We start from the raw sequence: 21,877 nt of genomic DNA on the forward strand, positions 1-21,877 counted from the left end.
GTCTGCCAGGCGCTTCGATCCTCCCCCGCTGTCGGGGTTCGGACCGTTGCGTTCTTTTACTGGTCCGACGTCACGACGCTTGGCGACCCCAGGTTCGCCGAACGTACGCTGTTCTGCAGCTGCTGGGCTTCACCCGGCGTGTCTACCGGCCCCAATCGGACGCGATAGAGCGTCTGTTGATTGCGCGCTATCGAGCTGACGAAGACCGGAGCCCTCACCATTCCGCTCAGTTTCGACCTCAGGAGTTCCGCAGCGTCCGGGTTGGCGAAGGCTCCCACTTGGAGAAACAGCCCAGACGCTTGTCCGGAAGCGTTTTTTTTTGCGTCGATCGGCACGGGCGTCACAGGGGCGGCATGCTGTTGCGGCGGCGGCGTCCATTGCTCGATGGCGCCCGCCGACGCAGTGATCACAGGGGTGGCCGCTTGAGGCTGCGGCCGAGCCGCAGGCCCGCTGAGCGCGACTTGCGGCTGATCCAGCATCAGCGGAGCCGGTTTGCCCCGCTGAGCCCAATACTGGGCAGGATCGATGCCTTCCACCTTGACCCGGGCCGTACCGATTTCGGCATAGCCGAGCTTTTTCGCTGCGGCGTACGACAGGTCGATGATGCGATCCGAATAAAACGGCCCGCGGTCGTTGACCCTCAGAATCACGGTGCGGTTGTTATCCAGGTTGGTCACCCGAACATAGCTGGGCAGCGGCAACGTCTTATGCGCTGCGCTCATGCCATACAGGTCATACACCTCGCCGTTGGCGGTGTTCTGCCCGTGAAACTTGGTGCCGTACCAGGACGCCGTACCGGTCTGCACATAGCTGGCGGAGTCGGTGAGCGGGAAATAGGTCTTGCCCAGCACCGTGTAAGGGTTGGCCTTGTAAGGACCGGTGTGCAGTGTCGGGACGGCGTCCGGGATACGTGAAACATCGACATCCCACCATGGCGCGCCGTCTTTGTGCGCGCGATTGATGTCCAGCCCCGGTTGCGACCGGATGATATTGCCTTGCTGCTTTGTCGGTCGGCTGGTGGAGCAACTGACGACCAGCAACGCAAGCGTTGCAAACGCTGCCAGCTTCAATGGTTTTTGGATCGACCGCATTACTTGACGTCCCGAGCTTGAACAAGCAGTTCAGACAGCTGATGCACGGCCATGGCGTACATCACGCTGCGGTTGTAACGCGTGATTGCGTAAAAATTCTTCAAACCCATCCAGTATTCAGGCCCCGCGTCGCCGTCCAGGCGAAACGCCGTGACCGGCAAATCATCGCGCAGCGCATCATGACTCGCCCACCCCAACGCTCGCAACTCCCCCACGGTCTTGACCGGCTCGATGCCGGGGCTCAACCCCTCGTCGACCCGGTCGCCGCGCACGGTCGCACGACTGACCACCGGCTCGCCCGCCACCCAGCCGTGGCGCTTGAAATAACTGGCGACGCTGCCGATGGCGTCGTCCGGGTCGGTCCAGATGTTGATGTGACCGTCACCGTCGAAATCCACCGCGTAATTGCGGAAGCTGCTGGGCATGAACTGCGGCAAACCCATTGCACCGGCATACGAGCCCTTGAGGGTCAACGGGTCCACCTGCTCTTCACGCGCGAGCAAAAGGAACTCCCGGAGCTCCTTTCGAAAAAACTCTGCGCGGGGCGGATAATCGAAACCCAGTGTGGATAATGCGTCGATCACCCGGTAATTACCGGTATTACGTCCGAAAAACGTTTCCACGCCAATGATCGCGACGATGACCTGGGCCGGTACACCGTACTCTTGTTCGGCCCTCGCGAGGACCGCCTCATGCTGCCGCCAAAAATCCACGCCGCGCGCCACTCGGGCGTCAGTCAGGAACATGGGGCGGTAATCCTTCCACGGCTTCACCCGTTCGGCGGGCTTGGAAATGGCGTCGAGGATCGACTGTTTGCGTTCGACATTACGAAAGACTTCGATCAGTTGCTCCCCGGCGAATCCATAATCCCGGGTCATGTCGCTGACGAACTGCGCGACCTGCGGGGAGCCTTCATAGTCACCGGCAAGCGACTCCTGCACTGAGCCGAGGATGCCCATCAGACCGACCAGCGGCGCATATCGAGCAGCCCAGCCACGCACTACCTGCATTGAGTTCCTGACCTTAAAACCTGACCGGTTATTCACTGTAATCAAACCTGAGCGATCCACTTGCGGTGCGTATGGACCGACATCAAAACCCCAAACGCTGACAGCAGCGTCACGAGCGAAGTTCCGCCATAGCTAATGAAGGGCAACGGCACCCCAACCACCGGCAGCAAACCGCTGACCATACCGATGTTGACGAACACGTAAACAAAAAATGTCATGGTCAGACTGCCCGCGAGCAGCTTGCCGTAGAGGGTCTGGGCCTGCGCGGTAATGACCAACCCACGCCCGATCAGCGCCAGATAGATCAACAACAGGGCACAGATGCCCACCAGGCCGAACTCCTCGCCCAGAACAGCAATGATGAAGTCGGTGTGGCTTTCGGGCAGGAAATCCAGGTGGGACTGGGTGCCCAACAACCAGCCTTTGCCGAAGACGCCGCCCGAACCGATCGCAGCCTTGGATTGAATGATGTTCCAGCCAGTGCCCAGGGGGTCGCTCTCGGGATCGAGGAACGTCAGAATCCGCTGCTTCTGGTAGTCGTGCATGAAGAAAAACCACATCGCGACCGCCACGGGCACCGCGGCGGCGATGACCCCAATGATCCAGCGCCACCGCAGCCCTGCCATGAACAGAACGAACGTCCCGGAGGCCAGGATCAGCAATGAAGTGCCGAGGTCCGGCTGGCGCACGATCAGGATGAAGGGCAAGCCGATCAAACCCAGGCTGACCGCCACATGCTTGAGGTGCGGCGGCAATGTGCGCTTGGACAGATACCAGGCGATGGTCGCCGGCATGATGATTTTCATGAATTCGGAAGGCTGAAAGCGGATCACCCCTGGAATGTTGATCCATCGGGTCGCGCCCATGGCGTTATGGCCCATGACGTCCACCGCGACCAGCAGCAGGACGCCGAGTACGTAGGCCACTGGCACCCAGCGCGCCATGAAACGCGGCTCCAGCTGCGCGATGATGAACATCGACACCAGCCCGATTCCGAACGACGTGCTTTGCTTGATCAGCAGGTCCCAGCTTTTGCCGCTGGCCGAATACAGCACGAAGAGACTGCCGGCCGCCAGCGTCAGGAGCAAGATCAGCAATGGACCATCGACGTGGATTTTCTGCAGGAATGTGGCGCGACGGCGCATCACATCTTCGCTGGAAAGGATGCGGTCGAAATTACTCTTCACGGGCCGCGGTCTCCGGAGGCAGTGTGTTGGCGGCGTACTCAGGTTTCAGGCGGCCATCCGAGCCCAGCAACCAGGCATCCATGACCTGACGTACCACGGGAGCCGCCGCGCCGGAGCCGGACTCACCGTTTTCAATCATCACCGCCACCACGATCTTCGGGTTGTCGGCCGGCGCGAAGCCCACGAACAAGGCGTGGTCGCGATGGCGCTCCTGAACCTTCGAGCGGTCGTACTTCTCGCCCTGCCGGATCGCCACGACCTGGGCCGTGCCGCTCTTGCCAGCGATGCGATATTGCGCGCCGATGGACGCCTTGCGCGCGGTGCCACGCGCGCCGTGCATGACCTGTTGCATGCCGTGGTTGACCTTGGCCCAGTCCGACGGGTCGCGAAGGACGATATCCGGCATCGGATTGTGATCCACCGGCTTTTCGCCTTCAATCGTCCTGGCCAGATGCGGCCTGTTCCATTTGCCCTTGTTGGCCACCAATGCCGTGGCTTGGGCAAGCTGCAGCGGGGTCGCCTGCATGTAGCCCTGACCGATCCCGAGGATCAGCGTCTCGCCCGGGAACCAGGCCTGACGGCGTGTGATGCGTTTCCAGTCGCGGGACGGCATCAGGCCGGGTGACTCTTCGAACATGTCCAGCGAGACCTTTTGGCCGATGCCGAACTTGTTGAGGTAAGTAGACAGGCGATCGATCCCCACCTTGTGGGCGAGGTCGTAGAAATAGGTGTCGTTGGAACGCATGATCGCGGTGTCGAGGTCGACCCAGCCGTCCCCGGTGCGGTTCCAGTTACGGTATTTGTGGTCGTAATTGGGGAGCATGTAGTAGCCGGGGTCGAATACCCGGGTACTGGCCGTCACCACGCCCGTGTCAAGGCCCGCAATGGCCACCGCTGGCTTGATGGTCGAGCCGGGGGGATAAAGACCGCGCAAGATGCGGTTGAACAGCGGCCGGTCGACCGAGTCGCGCAGCTCTGAATAGGCCTTGAAGCTGATGCCCGTGACGAACAGGTTCGGGTCGAAACTCGGCTGACTGACCATGGCCAGCACTTCACCGGTGTTCGGATCGAGCGCGACCACCGCGCCACGACGGCCGCCAAGGGCCACCTCGGCAGCTTCCTGCAACTGGATGTCGAGGCTGAGGACGATGTCCTTGCCCGGCACCGGATCGGTCCGTTTGAGGACACGCAATACCCGGCCACGGGCATTGGTCTCGACCTCTTCATAGCCCACCTGCCCGTGCAGTTCGGCCTCGTAAAACCGTTCGACGCCGGTTTTGCCCATGTGATGGGTACCGCTGTAATTCACCGGATCGAGGGATTTGAGTTCTTTTTCGTTGATGCGGCCCATGTAGCCCACCGAGTGCGCAAAATGCGCACCCTGCGGATAGTGCCGGATCAATTGCGCAACCACCTCCACGCCCGGCAACCGGAACTGGTTCACGGCAATGCGGGCGATCTGCTCTTCCGTCAGTTCGAACAGGATCGGCACAGGCTCGAAGGGGCGGCGGCCCTGCTTCATGCGCTTTTCGAAGATGATCCGGTCATCCGGCGTCAACTCCAGCACTTCGATGATGGTGTCGAGCACTTTGGCCCACTCACCTCCCGCGCGCTCGCGGGTCATGCTCAAGTTGAAGCTGGGCCGGTTGTCCGCGATGACCACGCCATTGCGGTCGAAGATCAAGCCCCGGCTCGGCGGAATCGGCTGTACGTGCACCCGATTGTTTTCCGACAGCGTGGAGTGATAGTCGTACTGGATCACCTGCAGGAAATACAGCCGCGCCACCAACACGCAGATCAGCACGATGACGATCACAGCGCCGACCACGACGCGATTGCGCACCAGGCGTGCGTCCTTTTCGTGGTCTTTCAGGCGAATCGGCTGAGACATTTAGGGCGTGTTCACAGTGAAGGCAGCGGCGCTACTTGTGATAAGGGTGGCCGGACAACACCGTCCAGGCACGATAGATCTGCTCGCCGATGAGGATGCGTACCAGCGGGTGCGGCAACGTCAACGGCGACAACGACCAGCGCTGTTCGGCGCGGGCGCACACCTCTGGCGCCAGCCCTTCCGGGCCGCCCACCATCAGGTTCACGGTGCGCGAATCCAGGCGCCAGCGATCGAGCTCCGCGGCCAGTTGCTCGGTGCTCCACGGCTTGCCATGGACCTCGAGGGTGACGATTCGCTCACCCGGCTGCACTTTGGCGAGCATCGCCTCGCCTTCCTGACGGATCAGGCGCGCCACGTCGGCGTTCTTGCCTCGGGTGTTGAGCGGAATCTCGACCAGTTCAAGGGCCAATTCGGACGGGAGACGCTTGGCATATTCGTGCCAACCTTCTTCCACCCATTTGGGCATGCGTGAACCGACGGCAATCAGACGCAGACGCACGACGAGCCCTTATTCGTTGCCCGGGGTGTGGTGCGCACCGCTGGCCGCGCGGCTCTGCTCGGCACCCATCCACAGGCGTTCCAGGTCATAGAACTGGCGTGCGGCGGCAGTCATCATGTGCACGATGACGTCGCCCAGGTCCAGTAGTACCCAGTCGCTTTCGCCCTTGCCTTCTTCGCCCAGGGGCTGCGCGCCCTTGGCCTTGACGTTTTCACGGACCTTGTCGAGCATGGCGTTGATCTGACGGTTCGACGTACCGGTGGCAATCACCATGTAGTCGGTCAGGCTGTGTTTATCGCGAACGTCGATGACCTGGATGTCCTGAGCCTTGACGTCTTCCAGTGCGGCCTTGGCCAGTTCAACCAGCTCTTCGCCAGTAACGATGTTTTTTTGCTGTGTCATATAAAACTCATTCAGTTCAATTGGGCGCACGGTACAGCCCGTGCGCCTCGATGTAGGCCAGTACCGCGTCTGGCACCAGAAAACGTACCGACTTACCGCTGGCCAGCAGTTGACGGATCTGGGTGGCAGACACCGAAAGCGGCGTCTGCCAGACGAATGTAATGTGTCCGCCCGGCCCCTTGAGGGCCTTGGGATCACTGACGGCACGTGCCGCCAGCAGGTTACGCAGTGTGTCCGGCGACTCGCTGTCGGCATCCGGACGCTGGAGTACCACGATGTGGCAGTGCTCCAGCAGTTCTTCCCATCGATGCCAGGTCGGCAATCCGCAAAAGGCATCCCACCCCAACACCAAAAAAAGCTGGTCGTCGACAGACAGTTCTGCACGCATCGATTCCAGCGTGTCGATGGTGTACGACGGTTTGTCCCGCGACAGTTCGCGGTCATCCACCGTTAAAGGCGATACCCCGCGCACTGCACTGCAGACCATCGCCAGACGATCCTGCGCCGAGACACTGGGCGTATCGCGATGAGGCGGCCTGGCGCTGGGCGTCAGACGCAGCTCATCGAGTTCCAGCAACGCGGCCACCTCCAGCGCGCCGCGCAAATGCCCTATGTGCACGGGGTCGAAGGTCCCGCCCAACATGCCGATGCGTTTCGGCCTAGGTCGAACGGGCGCTTCGTCAGGCTGTGCATCTTGGCCTGGGTGTTGCCGATCATCGGTCAACTCAGACAGGTCCTTGTCCGCGCAATTGACGACCATCGCCGACCACGACGTACTTCTCGCAGGTCAGTCCTTCGAGCCCCACCGGGCCCCGCGCGTGAATCTTGTCGGTGGAAATGCCGATTTCCGCGCCCAGGCCGTATTCGAAACCGTCGGCGAAACAGGTTGGCGCGTTGATCATCACCGAACTGGAGTCGACTTCCGTCATGAAACGGCGGGTCTGGGCCTGGGAATCGGAAACGATCGCGTCACTGTGGTGCGAACCGTAGTGATTGATGTGCTCGATGGCCTGATCCAGCCCGGTCACGATGCGAATCGACAGAATCGGGGCAAGGTATTCGGTATGCCAGTCGTCTTCGGTGGCCGCGAGGGCTTCGATCAAGTCGCGGGTCCGCTCGCAGCCGCGCAGCTCGACGCCCTTCTCGCGGAATTGCGCGGCCATGCGTGGGAGGAAATCGGCGGCAATGGCCTGATCCACCAGCAAGGTTTCCATGGCACCGCAGATCCCGTAGCGGTAGGTCTTGGCGTTGAAGCAGATGTTCTGCGCTGCCGCCAGATCGGCGTGCGCGCTGACGTAGACGTGGCAGATGCCGTCCAGATGCTTGATGACTGGCACCTTGGCGTCACGGCTGACGCGCTCGATCAGGCCCTTGCCGCCACGCGGAACAATGACGTCCACATACTCCGGCATGGTGATCAATGCGCCGACCGCTTCGCGGTCAGTGGTTTCGACGACCTGGACCACGGCGGCAGGCAGACCGGCCTCGGCCAGCCCCCGCTGAACGCAGGCGGCAATGGCCCGATTAGAAAAAATGGCCTCTGAGCCGCCGCGCAGGATGGTGGCGTTGCCCGACTTGAGGCACAGGCTGGCGGCATCGATGGTCACGTTGGGCCGTGACTCATAGATGATTCCGACCACGCCCAACGGGACGCGCATCTTGCCGACCTGGATACCCGACGGCTGGAAGTTCATGTCGCGCAAGGTTCCGATCGGGTCCGGCAGACTCGCCACCTGACGCAACCCGGCGATCATGCTGTCGATACGTGCGGGGGTTAGGGCCAGACGTTCGAGCAAGGCGGGTTCGAGCCCGTTGGCCCGGCCATTGGCCAGGTCCCGTTCGTTGGCGGCAGTCAACTCGTCACGGGCAGCGTCCAACGCGGCCGCGGTGGCGGCCAGCGCGCGGTTTTTCTGCGCGGTACTGGCTCGGCCTATCACACGTGACGCTTCGCGGGCGGCGCGACCCAGACGGGTCATGTAGTCAAGAACGGACTCAGTCATGGTCTCAGAGGTCTTGGCAGAGAGGAAAGCGGTCGATTATAGCTGCCGAGCGTGACGAACGACAGCGGCGACAGGCGGATGGTCGATATAAGCCATCGTTGCGCGGACGGCCACTGAAACATTGCAGCGTCAAGGCGCTTGCGGATTCGCTTCATTCAGCCTCAATTAAGCCCGACATTGCTATCATCCCCAGCCATGCCATCACGCTGCCCAACCATGCCCGATCACCGACGCGCCTTGTGCGACCACTTCTTTGACCGCGATGCCCAGACCCTCGCCCGCGACCTGCTGGGCAAGGTGATCCGGCACAAGGTCGGCCCTTTGTGGCTGTCGGCTCGGATCATAGAGACCGAAGCCTATTACCTCGAGGAAAAAGGCAGTCACGCGTCGCTCGGCTACACAGAAAAACGTAAGGCTTTGTTTCTGGATGGCGGCCACATCTATATGTATTACGCCAGGGGAGGCGATTCGCTCAACTTCAGCGCCGCGGGCCCGGGCAATGCCGTCTTGATCAAATCCGCCTATCCCTGGGTCGACGAGGTTTCGGACGAGAACAGCCTGGCGCAGATGCAACTGAACAACCCTGATGCCAGCGGCAACCTGCGACCGCCCGAAAGGCTGTGTGCGGGCCAGACACTGCTGTGCAAGGCGCTGGGGCTGAAAGTGCCGATGTGGGACGCCAAACGCTTCGATCACGCCCAGCTTTTTGTCGAGGATGTCGGTCAGCGGCCTGAGCGAATCGTGCAGACCACGCGCCTGGGCATCCCAACCGGGCGAGACGAACAATTGATGTACCGCTTCGTGGACCTGGACTACGCACGCTTTTGCACCCGCAACCCCCTAAGACGCGGCCAAGTCGAAGGCCGCGATTACTTCATCATCGCGCAAGGAAACTGATCCATGGGCTCATGGCTCGACAGCGTTACCGCGTGGCTTGGCGCCAACCCGTCTTGGTTGGGCGCCGCGATCTTTCTGGTTTCATTCCTCGAGTGCATGGCCATCGCCGGGATCATTGTCCCTGGGACCGTTGCGCTGTTCGCCATCGCGACGCTGGCCGGCAGCGGGATTCTACCGCTGAGCGAAGCGCTGTTGCTGGGGTTGCTGGGTGGCCTGCTGGGTGATTTCGTCTCCTATTTCCTCGGTCGCCGCTTTCACCAGAACATTCGTCGCCTGCCCGGGTTGCGCAGTCATCCGGAATGGATGGCCGGTGCCGAGACCTATTTCCAGCGCTACGGCATTGCCAGCCTCTTGGTCGGCCGCTTCATCGGTCCGTTGCGCCCGATGCTGCCGATGGTGGCCGGGATGTTCGACATGCCGTTTGTGCGTTTCGCCTTGGTCAGCGTGGTCGCGGCGGCAGGCTGGTCGGTGGCCTACATCCTGCCGGGCTGGGCGACCGGCGCGGCCATCCGCTTGCCGCTGCCGGAGGGTTTCTGGCCGGAAGCCGCGGTCGTCGGTGCCGGGCTGGCGATTCTTCTGGGCGTGGCGGTCCAGACCAGCGTTCGGGGCAAGGCCTATGCCACCAAAGCCATTGCGCTGACCTGCCTGATCCTGCTCGTCGCGGTCTTTCTGGGCTGGCCGTATCTGGCCCATCTCGATCAAGGCATCATGACCCTCGTCCAGGAGCACCGCAGCGAAACCGCACAAACCTTCGTGGTGCTGGTCACTGGGCTTGGTGACTTCAAGACGCAGTTCTTCGCTGCTGCCGTGGTCCTGCTGGTACTGGTGCTGACTCGCCAATGGCGGCACGCGATCTTCGCCTGCGCGACGACACTGGGCGCCGCGATCCTCAACCAGACCATGAAGCACACTTTCGCCCGCGCCCGCCCGGAGGTACTGAACGAACCCCTGACCACCTTCAGCATGCCCAGTGGACATGCCTCCGCGTCATTCGCGCTGTTCATGACCCTGGCGGTGCTGGCGGGCCGTGGGCAGCCAGTGCGCCTGCGACTGACCTGGCTATTGCTGGGCGCCATTCCTGCTGCGTCGATCTGCGTGTCCCGGGTTTACCTGGGCGTGCATTGGCCTACCGACGTACTGGCAGGGATGCTGCTGGCGTTTTTCTGCTGCGCCACCAGCCTGGCCTGCGTGCAAAACAAGCAGTCGCTGCCGGCCTTGCCGATGCGGGTGTGGTGGTTGCTGCTGCCGGCGGTACTTGCCGTGGTGATCGGAGTAGCCGTGCATTCGCTGACCCATGGACTGGTTCGCTATGAATACTGACGAGAGGCCACTTCATAGGGCGTATCAACGCAAACCTATCGAAGGCGCGGTGCCCTATGGCTGCATATCTCCCTGCATTTCATCGAGCAAATCCTGAATGGCGTCGAGCCGCTCCTCGGCGTCGTCGATTTCCAGCAGTTCGATCTTGTCTTCTTCGGCGAAGGGCAGCAGGTAGGCCAACTGGTTGGAGAGCGATTGCTGCCCCTCCGCCGTCAGGCCCATCTCCAAAGCAGCCACCATCGGGTGCTCGGCGAGCGCGGCAAGCAAGGCGACGAGGTCCTCGTCTTCTTCTTGAAGGGGACTTTCCTGGGGTGCTTCCAGCCATTCCACGTCAGCGACGAGCAGGTTGTCCTTCTGCACCTGGGCAGCGCTCACCCGGAAACGCCGACCGCCCACCACGCGAATCCCCAGCAGACCGTTGTCCTGTTGCTGAAAGTCAGTGACCACCGCTTCGCAGCCAATCTGAGAAAAGCCCTCGGGGACATTCCCCACCTCGCTGCCTTCGGTGATGCACACCACGCCGAAGCCCTCACCCTGCTTCATGCATCGGCCAATCATGTCCAGGTACCGCGCCTCGAATATCTGCAGATCGAGTACGCATCCCGGGAACAGCACAGCGTTGAGCGGAAACAAAGGCAACGACATAAACCTATCCTCAAGCACCCATCGTCAAGCGACCAGCGAGATCGCCAATGGTAGAAACAATGCTGTGGCGACTCCCATCAAACTCATGGCCAGCGCCGCAAAGGCGCCACACTCTTCACCTTCCTGCAGCGCCGCGGAAGTCCCCACTGCGTGAGCGGTCAACCCCAGCGCCATCCCTCGGGCCTCTGGGCTGTGGACGCCCGCCAGTGTCAGCAGGCCGGGACCGAATATGCCGCCGATCACCCCGGTGATCAACACGAAGACAGCCGCCAGGGCGGCCACGCCACCAATCTGCTCAGCGACCAACATCGCAATGGGCGAAGTCACGGACTTCGGTGCCATGGTCATGAGGATCATGTGATTGGCCCCCAGCCACTCGCCCAGCGCCAGGCATAACCCCGTGGCCACGACGCCGCCCACCATCAGCGTAGTCAACACGGGCCAGAACAACTGCCGGATTCGACGCAGATTCAGATAAAGCGGTACCGCCAGCGCCACCGTGGCGGGGCCCAGCAGAATACTGAGGATATCGGTGTTCTTGCGGTACTCGGCGTAATCCAGGCCGCACATCACCAGCACGCCGACCACCACCAGCATCGAGACCAGCACCGGTTGCAGGAACACCCAACGCGTTTTCTCATACGCTGCCAACACCAGTTGATAGGCGCCCAACGTGACAGCGATACCGAAGAGTGGGTGATGGATCACCGACAGCCATGCGCCTTGCCAGTCCAGGGTCATGATGGCTCCCGGCGCTTGGCCTGCCGATCGATGAGTTTCTGCATCAACCAGCCTGCAAAGGTGAGTGCGATCATCAATGACAAGACCAGCGAGCCCACTATGGCCCAGAAGTCATCGGCGATCTGGCCGGCATACACCATCACACCCACGGCGGGCGGCACCAACAACAAGGGCAGATAACGCAGCAGGCTGCTCGCCGCCAGACTGACCGGTTCACTCACCTCACCGCGGATCATCAGGTAAATGAGCAATAGGACCAGACCGATGATCGGGCCGGGCAAGATGGGCAAGCACAAATGATTCAAAGCGGTTCCCAGCAACTGGAACAGCACCAGCCATGTCAGGCCTCTGAGCAACATAAACAACTCCAGCCAATTTGCGGCGCCATTATAAGCACGCCACGCACTGGACTATGGTTTGGTATTCGTGAGGTTTGGGGTTCTTGACCAACGCTCGATGGCGTGGTGACCTTCAAATCCAGGCACGCCCAGGCTGTAGGAGCGCGCTTGCCCGCGATGGCGATTTGTCTGTGACGCCTTTGTTGCCTGATGCACCCCTATCGCGGGCAAGCGCGCTCCTACAGTGGTGAGCGAGGTAGCCCCGTGAATTGAGTGAAGCAATAAAAGCGCCTACCGCCGCACAAAGCTGAAAACAATATCGACAAGGAGAGTACCCATGCCCTACGTACCTGTTGCAGAACTCAAGCGCTATGAAGGCAAGGAACTGGGATGTTCCGACTGGCTGCTGATCGACCAGGCCCGCATCAATCTGTTCGCCGAGGCCACCGGCGACTTCCAGTTCATTCACGTCGACCCCGTCAAAGCAGCGCAGACGCCATTCGGCTCGACCATTGCCCACGGGTTTCTCTCGCTGTCTTTGATGCCGAAGTTGATGGAGTCGCTGCTGGTGATGCCCGAAGGCATGAAGATGGTGGTCAACTACGGCCTGGACAGTGTGCGTTTCATTCAGCCGGTGAAGGTGGATTCCCGCGTTCGTCTAAAAGTCACCCTGGCCGAGGTGACCGAAAAGAAACCAGGGCAATGGTTGCTCAAAGCCACTGCGACGCTTGAAATCGACGGGCAGGACAAGCCGGCGTTCATCGCTGAACCCCTCTCTCTCTGCTTCGTGTAAGCGCTGTCGAACATGAAACAGTCGTAACTGACTGTTTCATGACGCTTCCCGCCTGCGGCATACTCGCTGCGGCTGTGTAAGTGACGCATGACCCAACGCGCCCCAAGCACGCCGAACCCCTCATCTTCGGGATTTATCATGCGTGCGCTTGCTCCTCTGGCCCTGACCCTCCTGCTGACCGCCTGCGGTGACGGCGAATCACTGCTGCCCCCAGACGCACGCCTGCCCGACGGCGGTCGCTACCGTGGCGACGTGGTCAATGGGGTTTTGCAAGGCCAAGGCCGTATCGACTATCCCAATGGCAGTTGGTACGCCGGCACGTTCAAGAACGGGCAATGGAATGGCCAGGGCGAATGGCACGCCAGCAACGGCGACGTCTATAAGGGCGGCTTTCAGGACGGTCTTTTTCACGGCCAGGGCACGCTGACCACCAGCGCCGGAACCTACGTCGGCGGCTACAAGCTGGGACGGCGCGATGGCGAAGGCACCCTTAAAGAGCATGGCATGAGCTACCGGGGTGAATTCAAGGCGGACCTTTACGACGGCCTGGGCCACTTGGAATTGGAGGACGGTAGCGAATACCAAGGTCAATTCGCTCACGGCAAACCCAATGGCGAGGGCCAGCGCAGCGACGCAGCAGGCAATCAATTCAGTGGCAAGTTCGTCGATGGCCAGTTACAAGGCACCGGCAATTTCAACAGCGCCGATGGCGATCAATACGTCGGAGGCTTTCACGATAACCAGTTGAGCGGCCATGGGCGCTACGAAAATGCCGACGGCGACGTGTGGTCCGGCGAGTTCAAGGAAGGCGCATTCACGGGCAAAGGCGAGCTGATCGGCACGGACGGGACCCAGTACCAAGGGCAGTTCCGCAATTGGCGTTTCTCGGGCGAAGGTCGCCTCAAGCTGCCGGACGGCAGCCTGTACGTCGGCCGATTCGAGAATGACAATTATGACGGCGCGGGGGTACTCACCACACCCGACGGCAGCGTGCAGAGCGGCACCTGGTCCAATGGCCAACGGGTGCGTGATGCATCGGGCCGGTTGTTGCCCGACCCTCTGGAGGTCGGTTTGCTCGCACAGGGCCCGCTGATGGAAAAGGCGCTGGCCGCGGTTCCGGCATCCACACCCGCCACCGAGCTGTACAGCCTAGTCGTGGGTGGCGACGGCAAACAGAGCGTATTCCTGCGTGAAGCCGACTACGTCAACAAACTGCTGGCCACCCGCTTTGGTGCAATGGGGCAGATCACCTTGGTCAACCACCGCGACCACATGGCCGACCGGCCGCTGGCGACCCGAGAAAACATCAAACGCGCCGTGCAGACCCTCGCTCAGCGCAGCGGCCCCGAAGATCTGGTCTTCATCTACCTCACTAGCCACGGTACCCATGACCATGAGTTGGTACTGGATCAACCCCGCCTTGAGCTTTCGGATCTGCCTGCCGACGAAATGGCTGCCGTGCTGGCCCCGCTCAAGAATCGCGACAAGATCGTGGTGATTTCCGCCTGTTATTCCGGGGGCTTCATCCCGGCACTCAAGGACGAGAAAACCCTGGTCATCACGGCGTCGCGACAGGATCGGGTGTCCTTCGGGTGCTCGGAAGAAGCGGATTTCACCTACTTCGGCGAGGCCTTGTTCGGCAAGGCGCTGGTCGAGACCGACGACCTGCAACAGGCGTTCAATGACGCAAGAGTCATCGTGGCAAAACGCGAGATCGAGGAAAACTTCGAAGCGTCAGAGCCGCAAATCTGGGCCCCCAAAGGCGTGCTCGCGCACTGGCAGAAGTTGCGCAAGAGTCAGGCGGAGCGGGCGTTGAATACCGTGGCTATCGATAAGAACCTGCACCATCCCTAGCGGCACGGCACGCGTTCAGCAGCACGTGGGTGCAACGCACGCTCGGCAGTGCGAAGCCTGCGGGGGCGTAAAGCCAAAGCGTAACGGTGCACCGCCATGAAGATTTGCGAAGATTTGTGAAACCCGCTGCGCTACCCGGCAGTCTGTTGCGTTAGAGCGCCTATGCTTGTGTCGTAGCCTGTGTTGTATCAGGGGGGTGGAAAACATGTACTTGACGCCGCAACACATTCTGCTGGCCGGGGCGACGGGGTTGACCGGGGAGCATCTGCTCGACCGCCTGCTCAATGAGCCGACCGTCAGCCGGGTCTTGGCTCCCAGCCGTCGTCCTCTGGCTGACCATCCTCATCTGGAAAACCCCGTGGGTGATTTCACATCCCTGCTGGCGGAACTGGGTGGGCGCGTGGATATCGCCTTTTGCTGCCTGGGCAGCACGATCAAGCAGGCAGGCTCGCAGGACGCCTTCCGTGCCGTCGACAAGGACATGGTGGTGGCCTTTGGCAAACGCGCTCGCGAGTTGGGTGCAAGGCATCTTTTGGTGGTCAGCGCGGTCAACGCCGACCCTGAATCGAGCATTTTTTACAGCCGTGTCAAAGGCGAAATGGAGCAAGCGCTCAGGGACCAGGACTGGCCTCAGTTGACCATCGCGCGCCCTTCGCTGTTGATCGGCGAGCGGCAGGACCAACGACTGGTCGAGCAGATCGCGGCGCCGATCGCCAAGCTGATCCCGGGCAAATACGGTGGCATCGAAGCCTGTCAGCTGGCTCGCGCCCTGTGGCGCCTTGCGCTGGAGGAGCAGGACGGGGTGAGGATCGTCGAGTCGGATGAGCTGCGGCGGTTGGGCAAATGAGCCGATCCGATGCGCCCAGGCATCATGGAGGGGTAGCCGCTCGCGAATACCCCGCCCAAGTGCTGCGTTGGCCTGGGACGCTAGATCCCACCCGTCGCCTGATACCCCACACCCAATGCCGTCAGCACCGATAACGGCAACAGCACCGTATCGAGCAACGCACTGCCCGGCAGATCCAGCAAAGGGTATTTCGGCGCTTCGGCGCCGAAGCGATCCTTCTCGCAACAACCCCCTCGAATCGCATAAAGATCCAACCGCGTTCCGGAATAGATCACCGGCGCGCCCGGTTGATTGGCGTCGAGGGTCCGAACGGTCGAACAGCCCGTCGCCAGCAGCAAGCCGAGGGTGAGGACAAAGAGTTTCTTATTCATCGGCGCCGTAATGGTGTTCGCCCCACCGCGGGAGCATGTCTTGAGGAATGTTCAGCAGATTGAGGATCCGCGCCACGACGAAATCCACCAGATCGTCGATGGTCTGCGGCTGATGGTAGAAGCCGGGCGCCGCTGGAAGAATCACTGCACCCAGATTCGACAGCTTCAGCATGTTCTCCAGGTGAATGCTGGAGAACGGTGCCTCGCGAGGCACCAGGATCAACTGCCGGCGCTCTTTGAGCGTGACGTCTGCAGCTCGCTCGATCAGGTTGTTGCAGGCGCCAGTGGCGATGGCTGACAACGTGCCCGTCGAACACGGCACGACGACCATCGCCGCCGGGGAACCCGAGCCAGAGGCGACAGGCGACATCCAGTCCTCTTTGCCATATACCCTGATCTGCCCATCGGCTGCGCCGGTGTACTCCGTCAGAAAAGCCTGCATCATCTGCGGCTTGGGAGGCAGCGTCACGTCGGTTTCCGTCGCCATCACCAGTTGCGCGGCCTTGGAAATCAGGAAATGCACCTCGCGGTCCTCGCGCACCAGACAGTCCAGCAAGCGCAGGCCGTATTGCGCGCCGGACGCGCCGGTCATGGCCAGGGTGATGCGTTCCGGGCCGCTCATTTCAGCGCCCCGGCCAGCTTCCCGTGCAATCCGCCAAAGCCACCGTTGCTCATGATCACGATATGCGTGCCGGGCTGTGCCTGGCGTTTGACCTGCTCGATGATGGCGTCCAGCGAGTCGCAGACCACAGAAGGCGTTTTGCACAAGGCCGCCGTGGCCGCCAGGTCCCAACCCAGATTCGCCGGAGCGTACCAGACCACCTGATCTGCCTGATCGACGCTTTCCGGCAAGCCGTCTCGGTGCGCGCCCAGCTTCATGGAATTGGAGCGTGGCTCGACGATGGCGATGATCGGCGCATCACCGACTTTCTTGCGCAAGCCGTCCAGCGTGGTGGCGATGGCGGTCGGGTGATGGGCAAAGTCGTCATACAGGGTGATGCCGCGCACTTCAGCGACTTTCTCCATGCGCCGCTTCACGCTCTTGAACGCGCTGAGGGCTTGCACACCCTGCTGCGGCACCACACCCACGTGGCGAGCGGCTGCCAGTGTGGCCAACGCGTTGGCTACGTTGTGCTGACCGGTCATGCCCCAGTCGACCACACCTTGCGCCACACCTTCGAACCAGACTTCGAACCTGGAGCCGTCTTCGCTCAGCAACTTCGCCTGCCATTGGCCACCCTGGCCGGTGGTCTGCACCGGGGTCCAGCACCCCATGGCGATCACCCGCTCCAGGGCGGGCTCGGTGGTCGGGTGAATGACCAGGCCCTCGCTCGGGATCGTACGCACGAGGTGGTGGAACTGCCGCTCGATGGCCGGCAGATCAGGAAAAATGTCCGCGTGGTCGAATTCCAGGTTATTGAGGATCGCGGTGCGCGGGCCGTAATGGACGAATTTCGAGCGTTTGTCGAAGAAGGCGCTGTCGTACTCGTCGGCCTCGACCACGAAAAACGGCGTGTCGCCCAGACGTGCAGAGACGGAGAAGTTCTGCGGCACGCCCCCGATCAAAAACCCCGGAGCCATCCCGGCATGTTCCAGCACCCAGGCGAGCATGCTGCTGGTGGTGGTCTTGCCGTGGGTGCCGGCCACCGCCAGTACCCAGCGCCCGCGTAGCACATGGTCAGCCAGCCATTGCGGGCCGGATACGTAGGGCAACCCCTTGTTCAGCACGTATTCGACTGCCGGGTTGCCTCGCGACATGGCGTTACCGACGACCACCAGATCCGGAGCCGGGTCCAGGTGGGCAGGGTCATACCCCTGCATCAGCTCAATGCCCTGCGCCTCGAGCTGCGTGCTCATCGGGGGGTAGACGTTGGCGTCGGAGCCGGTGACTTTATGGCCCAGGTCCTTGGCGAGAACCGCCAACGAGCCCATGAATGTGCCGCAGATACCCAGAATATGAATGTGCATGACCGACCTCTTAAAACATTCGCGCAGGTTAGCTTAGAGAGAGTCGGTTCGCACAGTTCAATTGCCGCTCCGCACGGCAGACGTCTTCGCCCGGCGTCAGGCGCGGCTAACGTGAAATCCCATGCTTGCGCAGCTTGCGATAGAGCGTATTGCGGCTGACCCCCAGCGCCTCAGCCGCGTGAGTCATGTGCCAGCGCCGTGCTTCGAGGGCCCTGATCAATGCCGCACGCTCGGCGCACTCCAACGGGGAATCGGCTTCGGTGGGGCGCGGCGCCGACCGTTGACGAACGGCAGACGGCAAATCGGACAGCTCGATTCGTTCGTCCTCGCACAGCGCGGCCAGTGTTCGCAGGACATTGCGCATTTGCCGCACGTTGCCCGGCCAACTGAAATCCAGCAGCGCCTGCCTGGCTTCGGGATCGAGCGTCACCGGATGACCACCTGATTCTTCTTTCAGCAAAAAATCCAGCAATTGCGACTTGTCACTGCGCTCACGCAGCGACGGCAGCGCGACTTCCAGCCCGTTGAGGCGGTAGAAGAGGTCTTCACGGAACGTGCCGCCTTCTACCCTTTCCAACAGATTCCGGTGAGTGGCGCTGATGATGCGCACGTCGATGGGCTGAGGTTCGCCGCCGATGGGCACCACCAGCCGGTCCTCCAATACCCGTAGCAGCCGGGTTTGCAAGGCCACCGGCATGTCGCCGATTTCATCCAGAAACAACGTGCCGCCATCGGCCTGCTGCAATTTACCGCTCATGCCTTCTTTGCGGGCACCGGTAAAGCTGCCGCCACGGTAGCCGAACAGTTCGCTCTCGATCAGATTTTCGGGAATCGCCGCACAATTGAGCGCCACGAAGGGCTTGCCCGCACGTTGACTGGCTTGATGCACAGCCTTGGCGAATGCCTCTTTGCCCGATCCTGTCTCGCCGTTGATCAGCAGAGGGATGTCGCGCTCGAAGACTTTCAATGCCCGACACAAGGCGCTGCGAAGCGCAGGATCCTCCAGGCACACGCCGCTTGGCGCCGGCACCTCACCACGCTGACCCACAGCCGCAGGCGGCATGACCTTCAATACGGATCGCGTTTGGCCCCGCAGCACCGCGAAAAATCCTCGGCCGTCGCGCGTACGCAATGGCCAGCCAGCGGCAGCAGTTGGAGACGCTCGACTCAACAAGTCATCTAGCGAGCATTCGAACAGCGCTTCGACAGGCTGCCCCACCAGCTCCACGGGCCCTACGCTCAACAGGTTCAACGCGCTCTGGTTCAGCGCCATCACCCGCCCGTCGCCATCGAAGGCCAGCAAGCCCTCGCTGAACAACCCGACCGAGCCCGCCTGGAGGTGAAAACGCAGCAACCATTGGTCCTCGAAATGACGCAGGAAGTAGCTGTTTTCAATCATTTTGGCCGAGAGGTTTACCAGCGCCATGGTGTGAAACTGGCTCTGGCGAGACACGTCATGGCGCGCCGAGGACACATCGAGCACTGCCAACAGCTCGCCATGTGGATCGAATACCGGGCTGGCGGAGCAGGTCAGCCCGGTGTGTCGGCCTCGAAAATGTTCGTCGCGATGGATCGTCACGGACTGGCGCTCCACTAGGCAGGTGCCGATGCCGTTAGTGCCCTCGCGCGACTCGCTCCAGTCCGCGCCGAGCCAGAGGCCCGCCCGTTCGAAGATTCGCCGCTCGCCAGGCTCAGTGACGCAGTTGAGGATCACGCCACGGTCGTCTGTCAGCAGCACGGCGTGGCCGCCGGAGAGCTGGCGATGCAGGCTGTTCATTTCGCTTCCCGCGATGCTCAGTACCTGCCGCAGTCGCTGGCGGCTTTCCAACACCCGAGCATGTTCCAGCACAGTAGGGGCCATGGGTTGGGCGGGATCGAGATGATAATCCTCAAGGCAGCGCGTCCACGACCGGGCGATGGAAGGATCGGCGCCAGGTCCATAACGATGATTGGCCTTGCCTTGAGTGACGGTCAGGACCTGTTGGGCATGTCGAGTCAGGTGGTTGCTGGGCACTTTTTATTCTTCCCCCGCTGCATTGCCAATCAGCATCCTCCTCACCTTGGGTCATTGCAATGCTCCCAAAGGCTCAACCCAGATCGCTGTCCCAGATTCGATACAAAGTGTCACGCTTCCCTGTGCCAGGGTTGGCACACACGCCCCTGCCGGACGTCTGAAATCCGGATGAACCCCCTGTAAAACAGCCACCATACGGCAGTGGCCCGCCCTTTGCTCTACGCTTTGATCAAGCGCAGCAGCGCGTTATCCCCGCACAATCACAAGAGCAAGGAGATATTCACCATGCGTTATGCACACCCCGGTACTGAAGGCTCGATCGTGACCTTCAAGGCCAAATACGGTAACTACATCGGCGGCGAGTTCGTGCCTCCGGTCAAAGGCCAGTATTTTGAAAACACCTCGCCGATCACCGGCAAATTGATCGCAGAATTTCCTCGCTCCACCGCCGAAGACATCGATAAGGCGCTTGACGCCGCCCATGCGGCTGCCGACGCGTGGGGCAAGACATCCGTTCAGGAGCGCTCGCTGGTTTTGCTGAAGATCGCCGACCGCATCGAGCAGAATCTCGAACTGCTGGCCGTGACCGAAACCTGGGACAACGGTAAGGCCGTTCGTGAAACCCTCAACGCCGACATACCGCTGGCAGTGGATCATTTCCGCTATTTCGCCGGCGCACTCCGTGCTCAGGAAGGCAGCGCCGCCGAAATCGACGGCAACACGGTGGCGTACCACATTCACGAACCGCTGGGCGTGGTCGGCCAGATCATCCCGTGGAACTTCCCACTGTTGATGGCCGCGTGGAAACTCGCACCCGCCCTCGCCGCCGGTAACTGCATCGTGCTCAAACCCGCCGAGCAAACCCCGCTGGGCATCAGTGTGCTCATGGAGCTGATCGGCGACCTGCTGCCCAAGGGCGTGCTCAATGTGGTGCAAGGCTATGGCCGTGAAGCCGGTGAGGCCCTGGCCAGTAGCAAGCGCATCGCCAAAATCGCCTTTACCGGCTCCACGCCGGTAGGGTCGCACATCATGAAACTGGCCGCGGACAGCATCATTCCGTCCACGGTCGAGCTGGGCGGCAAGTCGCCGAACATTTATTTCGAAGACGTGATGAGCGCCGAGCCGGAATTCATCGAGAAAGCCGCAGAAGGCGTCGTGCTGGCGTTCTTCAACCAGGGCGAAGTCTGCACCTGCCCTTCCCGCTGCCTGGTGCAGGAATCGATCTATCCGCAATTCATGGAAGCGGTGATGCAGAAGGTGCTGAAGATCAAGCGCGGCGACCCGCTGGATACCGACACCATGGTGGGCGCACAAGCCTCGCAGCAGCAGTTCGACAAGATCCTCTCGTACCTGGACATCGCGCAGGGCGAAGGGGCTGAGCTGTTGACCGGCGGCAAGGTGGAAAAACTGCAGGGCGACCTGGCGACCGGTTACTACATCCAACCGACGTTGCTCAAAGGCAACAACAAAATGCGCGTCTTCCAAGAGGAAATCTTCGGCCCGGTGGTCAGCGTCACCACCTTCAAGGATGAGGCCGAGGCCATCGCCATCGCCAACGACACAGAGTTCGGCCTCGGCGCCGGCGTATGGACCCGCGACATCAACCGCGCCTACCGCGTGGGGCGTGCCATCAAGGCCGGACGCGTCTGGACCAACTGCTACCACCTGTATCCGGCCCATGCGGCATTCGGGGGGTACAAAAAGTCCGGCGTGGGTCGCGAAACGCACAAAGTGGCCCTGGAACACTATCAACAGACCAAAAACCTGCTGGTGAGCTACGACACCCATCCGCTGGGCTTCTTCTGATCCGGCGCCAATGCATCAAAGGACGGCCTCTTCGGAGGCCGTTTTTCATCACTGTGCACGCTGAAGAGCGGTAGGCACATCGACGCCATCCCGCGGCTTTTGGATTGCGCTTTCTAAACCGCTTAGGCACAGTCGAAACGGTCTGTCCCCGTGCCAGTCGCGCCCTCCCCTGTTCATGCATTGCACAATGAAGCTGAGGCCCA

21 protein-coding genes are annotated in these 21,877 nt (G+C 61.4%); 6 read left to right on the forward strand and 15 right to left on the reverse strand.

Going from position 1 to position 21,877, the window contains the following annotated elements:
- Nucleotides 1-56 precede the first annotated feature (56 nt).
- From DBP26_RS21485 to DBP26_RS21520, 8 genes are read right to left on the reverse strand one after another with little or no spacing between them, the layout of a single operon-like run.
- The gene (locus DBP26_RS21485) at nucleotides 57-1,091 is read right to left on the reverse strand and encodes a septal ring lytic transglycosylase RlpA family protein (RefSeq protein ID WP_108239565.1); all 1,035 of its coding nucleotides are present in this window, start codon (nucleotides 1,089-1,091) and stop codon (nucleotides 57-59) included.
- Nucleotides 1,091-2,101, reverse strand: a complete 1,011-nt coding sequence (gene mltB, locus DBP26_RS21490) for a lytic murein transglycosylase B (RefSeq protein ID WP_108239564.1) — start codon at nucleotides 2,099-2,101, stop codon at nucleotides 1,091-1,093. Before mltB ends, DBP26_RS21485 begins: the two co-directional genes overlap by 1 nt.
- A 41-nt stretch (nucleotides 2,102-2,142) precedes the next feature.
- Nucleotides 2,143-3,246 (reverse strand): rod shape-determining protein RodA, encoded by a 1,104-nt coding sequence (rodA, locus tag DBP26_RS21495; RefSeq protein ID WP_177411110.1) that lies wholly within the window; start codon nucleotides 3,244-3,246, stop codon nucleotides 2,143-2,145.
- A gap of 31 nt (nucleotides 3,247-3,277) precedes the next feature.
- Complete coding sequence (gene mrdA / locus DBP26_RS21500) at nucleotides 3,278-5,179, reverse strand: penicillin-binding protein 2 (protein WP_108239562.1); 1,902 nt, start codon at nucleotides 5,177-5,179, stop codon at nucleotides 3,278-3,280.
- Between the two features lie 31 nt (nucleotides 5,180-5,210).
- Entirely contained in the window at nucleotides 5,211-5,678 is a 468-nt protein-coding gene (gene rlmH / locus DBP26_RS21505) for a 23S rRNA (pseudouridine(1915)-N(3))-methyltransferase RlmH (RefSeq protein ID WP_108239561.1), read from the reverse strand.
- Between the two features lie 9 nt (nucleotides 5,679-5,687).
- Nucleotides 5,688-6,080, reverse strand: a complete 393-nt coding sequence (rsfS, locus tag DBP26_RS21510) for a ribosome silencing factor (protein WP_108239560.1) — start codon at nucleotides 6,078-6,080, stop codon at nucleotides 5,688-5,690.
- A gap of 16 nt (nucleotides 6,081-6,096) precedes the next feature.
- Nucleotides 6,097-6,840 carry a nicotinate-nucleotide adenylyltransferase gene (nadD, locus tag DBP26_RS21515; RefSeq protein ID WP_256601867.1) on the reverse strand — a complete coding sequence of 248 codons (744 nt, stop codon included), beginning with the start codon at nucleotides 6,838-6,840 and terminating at the stop codon, nucleotides 6,097-6,099.
- Nucleotides 6,806-8,080 carry a glutamate-5-semialdehyde dehydrogenase gene (locus DBP26_RS21520; RefSeq protein WP_108239559.1) on the reverse strand — a complete coding sequence of 425 codons (1,275 nt, stop codon included), beginning with the start codon at nucleotides 8,078-8,080 and terminating at the stop codon, nucleotides 6,806-6,808. The genes nadD and DBP26_RS21520 overlap by 35 nt, the downstream gene beginning before the upstream one ends.
- Nucleotides 8,081-8,296: 216 nt before the next feature.
- On the opposite strand from DBP26_RS21520, the gene DBP26_RS21525 reads away from it, so the two are divergent.
- Nucleotides 8,297-8,977 (forward strand): DNA-3-methyladenine glycosylase, encoded by a 681-nt coding sequence (locus DBP26_RS21525; RefSeq protein ID WP_108239558.1) that lies wholly within the window; start codon nucleotides 8,297-8,299, stop codon nucleotides 8,975-8,977.
- Nucleotides 8,978-8,980: 3 nt separating this feature from the next.
- Nucleotides 8,981-10,297 (forward strand): bifunctional DedA family/phosphatase PAP2 family protein, encoded by a 1,317-nt coding sequence (locus DBP26_RS21530; protein WP_108239557.1) that lies wholly within the window; start codon nucleotides 8,981-8,983, stop codon nucleotides 10,295-10,297.
- Between the two features lie 54 nt (nucleotides 10,298-10,351).
- Here DBP26_RS21530 and DBP26_RS21535 read toward each other — a convergent pair whose 3' ends face one another.
- The 3 genes from DBP26_RS21535 to DBP26_RS21545 are packed head-to-tail and all read right to left on the reverse strand — an operon-like array spanning nucleotide 10,352 to nucleotide 12,042.
- Entirely contained in the window at nucleotides 10,352-10,942 is a 591-nt protein-coding gene (locus DBP26_RS21535; protein ID WP_108239556.1) for an LON peptidase substrate-binding domain-containing protein, read from the reverse strand.
- Nucleotides 10,943-10,966: 24 nt separating this feature from the next.
- A complete protein-coding gene (locus DBP26_RS21540; protein ID WP_108239555.1) occupies nucleotides 10,967-11,683 on the reverse strand; it encodes an LrgB family protein in 717 nt (238 codons plus the stop codon).
- Complete coding sequence (locus DBP26_RS21545; protein ID WP_108239554.1) at nucleotides 11,680-12,042, reverse strand: CidA/LrgA family protein; 363 nt, start codon at nucleotides 12,040-12,042, stop codon at nucleotides 11,680-11,682. Before DBP26_RS21545 ends, DBP26_RS21540 begins: the two co-directional genes overlap by 4 nt.
- Nucleotides 12,043-12,358: 316 nt before the next feature.
- Here DBP26_RS21545 and DBP26_RS21550 point away from each other — a divergent pair, with 316 nt between their 5' ends.
- The 3 genes from DBP26_RS21550 (at nucleotide 12,359) to DBP26_RS21560 (ending at nucleotide 15,515) form a co-directional block, all read left to right on the forward strand.
- Nucleotides 12,359-12,814, forward strand: coding sequence for a MaoC family dehydratase (locus tag DBP26_RS21550; protein WP_108239553.1), 456 nt, complete (start codon nucleotides 12,359-12,361; stop codon nucleotides 12,812-12,814).
- Between the two features lie 138 nt (nucleotides 12,815-12,952).
- A complete protein-coding gene (locus DBP26_RS21555) occupies nucleotides 12,953-14,668 on the forward strand; it encodes a C13 family peptidase (protein WP_108239552.1) in 1,716 nt (571 codons plus the stop codon).
- A gap of 205 nt (nucleotides 14,669-14,873) precedes the next feature.
- Nucleotides 14,874-15,515: an oxidoreductase gene (locus tag DBP26_RS21560; protein WP_108239551.1), complete on the forward strand. Its 642-nt coding sequence runs from the start codon at nucleotides 14,874-14,876 to the stop codon at nucleotides 15,513-15,515.
- Nucleotides 15,516-15,595: 80 nt separating this feature from the next.
- Here DBP26_RS21560 and DBP26_RS21565 read toward each other — a convergent pair whose 3' ends face one another.
- From DBP26_RS21565 to DBP26_RS21580, 4 genes are all read right to left on the reverse strand, one after another.
- Nucleotides 15,596-15,886 (reverse strand): YceK/YidQ family lipoprotein, encoded by a 291-nt coding sequence (locus tag DBP26_RS21565; RefSeq protein ID WP_108239550.1) that lies wholly within the window; start codon nucleotides 15,884-15,886, stop codon nucleotides 15,596-15,598.
- Nucleotides 15,879-16,508, reverse strand: coding sequence for a flavin prenyltransferase UbiX (ubiX, locus tag DBP26_RS21570; RefSeq protein ID WP_108239549.1), 630 nt, complete (start codon nucleotides 16,506-16,508; stop codon nucleotides 15,879-15,881). The genes DBP26_RS21565 and ubiX overlap by 8 nt, the downstream gene beginning before the upstream one ends.
- A complete protein-coding gene (gene mpl / locus DBP26_RS21575; protein ID WP_108239548.1) occupies nucleotides 16,505-17,854 on the reverse strand; it encodes a UDP-N-acetylmuramate:L-alanyl-gamma-D-glutamyl-meso-diaminopimelate ligase in 1,350 nt (449 codons plus the stop codon). The genes ubiX and mpl overlap by 4 nt, the downstream gene beginning before the upstream one ends.
- Nucleotides 17,855-17,960: 106 nt before the next feature.
- Nucleotides 17,961-19,868, reverse strand: a complete 1,908-nt coding sequence (locus DBP26_RS21580; RefSeq protein ID WP_108239547.1) for a sigma-54-dependent Fis family transcriptional regulator — start codon at nucleotides 19,866-19,868, stop codon at nucleotides 17,961-17,963.
- Nucleotides 19,869-20,153: 285 nt separating this feature from the next.
- On the opposite strand from DBP26_RS21580, the gene DBP26_RS21585 reads away from it, so the two are divergent.
- Nucleotides 20,154-21,674: an aldehyde dehydrogenase family protein gene (locus DBP26_RS21585; RefSeq protein WP_108239546.1), complete on the forward strand. Its 1,521-nt coding sequence runs from the start codon at nucleotides 20,154-20,156 to the stop codon at nucleotides 21,672-21,674.
- Nucleotides 21,675-21,877: the final 203 nt, after the last annotated feature.

It is taken from the genome of Pseudomonas sp. RIT409, from assembly GCF_003052515.2.
In the GTDB taxonomy this organism is placed as follows: domain Bacteria; phylum Pseudomonadota; class Gammaproteobacteria; order Pseudomonadales; family Pseudomonadaceae; genus Aquipseudomonas.

What these genes read in the sequence shown, in the direction of transcription:
- DBP26_RS21485 (WP_108239565.1), bottom strand. Translation starts at nt 1,091, where the DNA reads ATGCGGTCGATCCAAAAACCATTGAAGCTGGCAGCGTTTGCAACGCTT.
- mltB (WP_108239564.1), bottom strand. Translation starts at nt 2,101, where the DNA reads ATGCAGGTAGTGCGTGGCTGGGCTGCTCGATATGCGCCGCTGGTCGGT.
- rodA (WP_177411110.1), bottom strand. Translation starts at nt 3,246, where the DNA reads ATGCGCCGTCGCGCCACATTCCTGCAGAAAATCCACGTCGATGGTCCA.
- mrdA (WP_108239562.1), bottom strand. Translation starts at nt 5,179, where the DNA reads ATGTCTCAGCCGATTCGCCTGAAAGACCACGAAAAGGACGCACGCCTG.
- rsfS (WP_108239560.1), bottom strand. Translation starts at nt 6,080, where the DNA reads ATGACACAGCAAAAAAACATCGTTACTGGCGAAGAGCTGGTTGAACTG.
- nadD (WP_256601867.1), bottom strand. Translation starts at nt 6,840, where the DNA reads ATGGTCGTCAATTGCGCGGACAAGGACCTGTCTGAGTTGACCGATGAT.
- DBP26_RS21520 (WP_108239559.1), bottom strand. Translation starts at nt 8,080, where the DNA reads ATGACTGAGTCCGTTCTTGACTACATGACCCGTCTGGGTCGCGCCGCC.
- DBP26_RS21525 (WP_108239558.1), top strand. Translation starts at nt 8,297, where the DNA reads ATGCCCGATCACCGACGCGCCTTGTGCGACCACTTCTTTGACCGCGAT.
- DBP26_RS21530 (WP_108239557.1), top strand. Translation starts at nt 8,981, where the DNA reads ATGGGCTCATGGCTCGACAGCGTTACCGCGTGGCTTGGCGCCAACCCG.
- DBP26_RS21535 (WP_108239556.1), bottom strand. Translation starts at nt 10,942, where the DNA reads ATGTCGTTGCCTTTGTTTCCGCTCAACGCTGTGCTGTTCCCGGGATGC.
- DBP26_RS21540 (WP_108239555.1), bottom strand. Translation starts at nt 11,683, where the DNA reads ATGACCCTGGACTGGCAAGGCGCATGGCTGTCGGTGATCCATCACCCA.
- DBP26_RS21545 (WP_108239554.1), bottom strand. Translation starts at nt 12,042, where the DNA reads ATGTTGCTCAGAGGCCTGACATGGCTGGTGCTGTTCCAGTTGCTGGGA.
- DBP26_RS21550 (WP_108239553.1), top strand. Translation starts at nt 12,359, where the DNA reads ATGCCCTACGTACCTGTTGCAGAACTCAAGCGCTATGAAGGCAAGGAA.
- DBP26_RS21555 (WP_108239552.1), top strand. Translation starts at nt 12,953, where the DNA reads ATGCGTGCGCTTGCTCCTCTGGCCCTGACCCTCCTGCTGACCGCCTGC.
- DBP26_RS21560 (WP_108239551.1), top strand. Translation starts at nt 14,874, where the DNA reads ATGTACTTGACGCCGCAACACATTCTGCTGGCCGGGGCGACGGGGTTG.
- DBP26_RS21565 (WP_108239550.1), bottom strand. Translation starts at nt 15,886, where the DNA reads ATGAATAAGAAACTCTTTGTCCTCACCCTCGGCTTGCTGCTGGCGACG.
- ubiX (WP_108239549.1), bottom strand. Translation starts at nt 16,508, where the DNA reads ATGAGCGGCCCGGAACGCATCACCCTGGCCATGACCGGCGCGTCCGGC.
- mpl (WP_108239548.1), bottom strand. Translation starts at nt 17,854, where the DNA reads ATGCACATTCATATTCTGGGTATCTGCGGCACATTCATGGGCTCGTTG.
- DBP26_RS21585 (WP_108239546.1), top strand. Translation starts at nt 20,154, where the DNA reads ATGCGTTATGCACACCCCGGTACTGAAGGCTCGATCGTGACCTTCAAG.